The sequence below is a fragment of the Halomonas sp. BM-2019 genome (genome assembly GCF_017584085.1).
On record NZ_CP071922.1, the window covers coordinates 2605 to 6337 of the forward strand.

Annotated in this window: 4 protein-coding genes and 1 pseudogene; 3 read left to right on the top strand and 2 right to left on the bottom strand. The window is 67.5% G+C overall.

All coding sequences use genetic code 11. The annotated features are described in order from the left end of the window. Positions 1-245: anhydro-N-acetylmuramic acid kinase (locus J5F18_RS00015; RefSeq protein WP_346300335.1), on the top strand; the 245-nt coding region annotated here is incomplete at its 5' end. A gap of 14 nt (positions 246-259) precedes the next feature. On the opposite strand, the gene J5F18_RS00020 is transcribed toward J5F18_RS00015, so the two are convergent. Together J5F18_RS00020 and J5F18_RS00025 are read right to left on the bottom strand one after the other, a co-directional pair. Continuing rightward, a complete protein-coding gene (locus J5F18_RS00020) occupies positions 260-1402 on the bottom strand; it encodes a PilT/PilU family type 4a pilus ATPase (protein ID WP_346300336.1) in 1143 nt (380 codons plus the stop codon). A gap of 28 nt (positions 1403-1430) precedes the next feature. After that, positions 1431-2461: pseudogene (locus J5F18_RS00025) on the bottom strand (type IV pilus twitching motility protein PilT). A gap of 66 nt (positions 2462-2527) precedes the next feature. On the opposite strand from J5F18_RS00025, the gene J5F18_RS00030 reads away from it, so the two are divergent. Both J5F18_RS00030 and J5F18_RS00035 read left to right on the top strand, forming a co-directional pair. Further along, the gene (locus tag J5F18_RS00030) at positions 2528-3229 is read left to right on the top strand and encodes a YggS family pyridoxal phosphate-dependent enzyme (RefSeq protein WP_346300337.1); all 702 of its coding nucleotides are present in this window, start codon (positions 2528-2530) and stop codon (positions 3227-3229) included. Between the two features lie 71 nt (positions 3230-3300). After that, positions 3301-3733 (top strand): NAD(P)-binding domain-containing protein (locus tag J5F18_RS00035; protein ID WP_346300338.1); only part of this gene is annotated, 433 nt, incomplete at its 3' end.

Below are 3733 nucleotides of genomic sequence, written 5' to 3' on the forward strand. Positions count from 1 at the left end.
CCACAGTCCGGGTGATCCCCTGCGGCGGTGGCGCCCACAACCGCGACCTGCTCGCCCGCCTGGCCCGCCGGCTGCCCGGCTCCCCCCTCACCGACGCCGCAGAGTGGGGTTGGCCGGCCGACTGGCTGGAGGCCGGGGCCTTCGCCTGGCTGGCCTGGCGCAGGCTCAGCGGCCAGCCGGGCAACCTGCCCTCGGTGACCGGCGCCGCCGGGCCTCGGGTGCTGGGCGGCGTCTATGCCCCCTGAGGGAGAGCGAGGGGCTAATAGTCCTCGTCGCTCCTCAGCGAGAGCCGGCTGGCCGCCTCGCGGGCCTGGGTCACTCCCTCGCTGCCCGCATCGCCGTACTTGATCATCATGCGCAGGTCGTTGGCCGAGTCGGCATGCACCAGCGCCACCTCCTCGGTGATCTGGCCTGCCTTGAAGAGATCGAAGAGCGCCTGGTCGAAGGTCTGCATGCCCAGATCCCGTGAGCGCCCCATGACGCTCTTGATCTCGGTGACCTCCCCCTTGCGCACCAGATCACCGATCAGCGGCGACTTGAGCAGGATCTCGATGGCCGGGCAGCGACCGCCATCCACCGTGGGCAGCAGCTGCTGGGCCACGATGGCGCGCAGATTGAGCGACAGGTCAAGCCAGATCTGCTCATGCCGCTCATGGGGGAAGAAGTGAATGATGCGATCCAGCGCCTGGTTGGCATTGTTGGCGTGCAGAGTCGCCAGACAGAGGTGGCCGGTCTCGGCGAAGGTCAGCGCATGCTCCATGGTCTCCCGGGTTCGGATCTCGCCGATCAGGATGACGTCGGGGGCCTGACGCAGGGTGTTCTTCAGCGCCACCTCGAAGGAGTCGGTGTCGATGCCCACCTCGCGCTGGTTGATGATCGCCTTCTTGTGCGGGTGAACGTACTCGATGGGGTCCTCGACGCTGATGATATGCCCCCCCAGCGTCTCATTGCGCTGCTGAATCATCGACGCCAGGGTGGTCGACTTGCCGGTACCGGTGCCGCCCACCACGAACACCAGGCCCCGCTTGATGTTGGCCAGTTCGCCCAGCACCGGCGGCAACGACAGCTCCTCCAGGTGGGGAATCTCCAGGGCGATGCGGCGGATCACCATCGCCGGCTGGTTGCGTTGCTGGAAGGCGCTGACGCGAAAGCGGCCCCTGTTGCTCAGGCTGAGCGCGAAGTTGGCCTCGCGCTCATCCCGAAAGCGCGCCATCAGCGCCTCGGGGAGGGCGGCAGCGACCAGTTCGTTGACCTGCCCCACGGAGAGCCCCTGCTCCCCCATGGGAGTGAGCTTGCCGGCCATCTTGAGGGTCGGCGGCGCGTTCACCGAGACCAGCAGATCCGACGCCTCCTGCTGCACCATGATGTCCAGCAGCTGGTAGAGCCATTCTTTCGCCGTCATGTCCCTGCTCCTGTCGTTCCTGTCGTGTCTAGAGCACGCCCTTGGCCTTGGTCTGGGCCTCGTCGCGCGCCACCACGTTGTCGGCCACCAGCTTGGCCAGCGAGGCGTCGAGGGTTTGCATGCCCAGGTTGCCGCCGGTCTGGATGGCGGAGTAGATCTGCGCCACCTTGTCCTCGCGGATCAGGTTGCGCACCGCCGCGGTGGCGACAAGGATCTCGTGCGCCGCCACGCGCCCGCCTCCCATGCGCTTGAGCAGTGTCTGGGAGATCACCGCCTGCAGCGACTCCGAGAGCATGGAGCGCACCATGGCCTTCTCCTCGCCAGGAAAGACGTCGATGATCCGGTCGATGGTCTTGGCCGCCGAGGTGGTGTGCAGGGTGCCGAATACCAGGTGGCCGGTCTCCGCCGCGGTCAGCGCCAGCCGAATAGTCTCCAGGTCGCGCATCTCGCCCACCAGGATCACGTCCGGGTCCTCGCGCAGGGCACTGCGCAGCGCCGGGGCGAAGCCGTGGGTATCGCGGTGCACCTCACGTTGGTTGATCAGGCAGCGCTTGCTGCGGTGGACGAATTCCACCGGATCCTCAATGGTCAGGAGATATGCTCGTAGCGGTTGTCGTTGATGAAGTCGATCATCGCCGCGAGCGTGGTGCTCTTGCCCGAGCCGGTAGGCCCGGTGACCAGCACCAGGCCGCGGGGCAGCATGGAGAGCTGGCGGAACACATGGCCCAGCCCCAGGTCCTCCAGGGTCAGCACCTCCGAGGGGATGGTGCGGAACACCGCCCCGGCGCCGCGGGCGTGGTTGAAGACGTTGACACGAAAGCGCGACACCCCCGGGACCTCGAAGGAGAAGTCAGTCTCGAAGAACTCCTCGTAGTCGCGGCGCTGCCGGTCGGCCATGATGTCGTAGATCAGCTTGCGGACCTCGCGGTCCTCCATGGCCGGCACGTTCAGGCGGCGGATGTCGCCATCGACCCGGATCATCGGCGGCAGGCCCGCCGAGAGATGCAGGTCGGAGGCCATCTGCTTTGCCGAGAACGCCAGCAGTTCGGTAATATCCATACGTTTTCCCTAGCTCCCGAGACCCTGGTGACAATTTGTAATGTTCAGCATGACAGAGCTTGCCACATGACGGCGCCGTCTGCCTCCACGACCACCGCCGAGTCGCTGGCCGCCGTGCGCCGGCGCCTGGCCGAGGCCCTGGCCGCCGCCGGTCGACCGGCCAGCGACGCGCGCCTGCTGGCGGTCTCGCTGATCCGCGAGGCCTGGCACCTCGGCCAGCGCGAATTCGGCGAGAACTACGTCCAGGAGGCCCTGGAGAAGCAGGCCGAGCTCGCCGAACTGGATGACATCGTCTGGCATTTCATCGGGCCGCTGCAGTCCAACAAGACCCGCGACGTCGCCGAACACTTTGCCTGGGTACACAGCGTAGACCGTGAGAAGATCGCCCGACGCCTGAACGATCAACGCCCGGACGGCCTGCCGCCGCTGGAGGTCTGCCTGCAGGTCAATATCAGCGATGAGGCCACGAAGTCCGGGGTGAGCCTTGTCGAGCTGCCGGCTCTGGCTGAGGCGGTGCTGACGATGCCGCGCCTGCGCCTGCGCGGCCTGATGGCGATTCCGGCTCCGGCCGAGGGCCTGGCCGCCCAGCGCGAGCCCCTCGCCCGGCTGCGCGAGGCCCTGGAGATGCTGCGCGAGCACTTCCCCGAGTCGCCGCTGGACACCCTCTCCATGGGCATGAGCGCGGATCTCGAGGCCGCCATACTGGAAGGTGCCACCCTGGTCCGGCTGGGCACTGCCCTCTTCGGAGAGCGCGAAACGCCCCGCTGAGGGGAGCGGAATACCGAAGCCGCCGGCCCCGCACCGGCCCACCATTCGTCGAGCGATACAGGACAGACCGCATGGCCACCAGAGTCACCTTCATCGGCGCCGGCAACATGGCCAGCGCCATCATCGGCGGCATGATCGACAGCGGCTTCTCGCCCTCCGCGATCACCGCCACCTCGCCCAGCGACGCCTTTCTGGCACCGGTGCACGAGCGCTATGGCATCCACACCAACACCGATAACGCCGCGGCGGTCAGCCAGGCCGATGTGGTCGTGCTGGCAGTGAAGCCCCAGGTCATGCAGGAGGTGTGCGAGGGGCTCACCAGCGTGGTACAGCGCCGCCGCCCGCTGATCATGTCGGTGGCCGCAGGTCTCGATGCCGAGACCCTGGAGCGTTGGCTGGGCGGCGACCTGGCCATCGTGCGCTGCATGCCCAACACCCCTTCGCTGGTGGGCACCGGCGCCGCCGGCCTCTTCGCCAATGCCCGAGTCAGCGATGAGCAGCGCG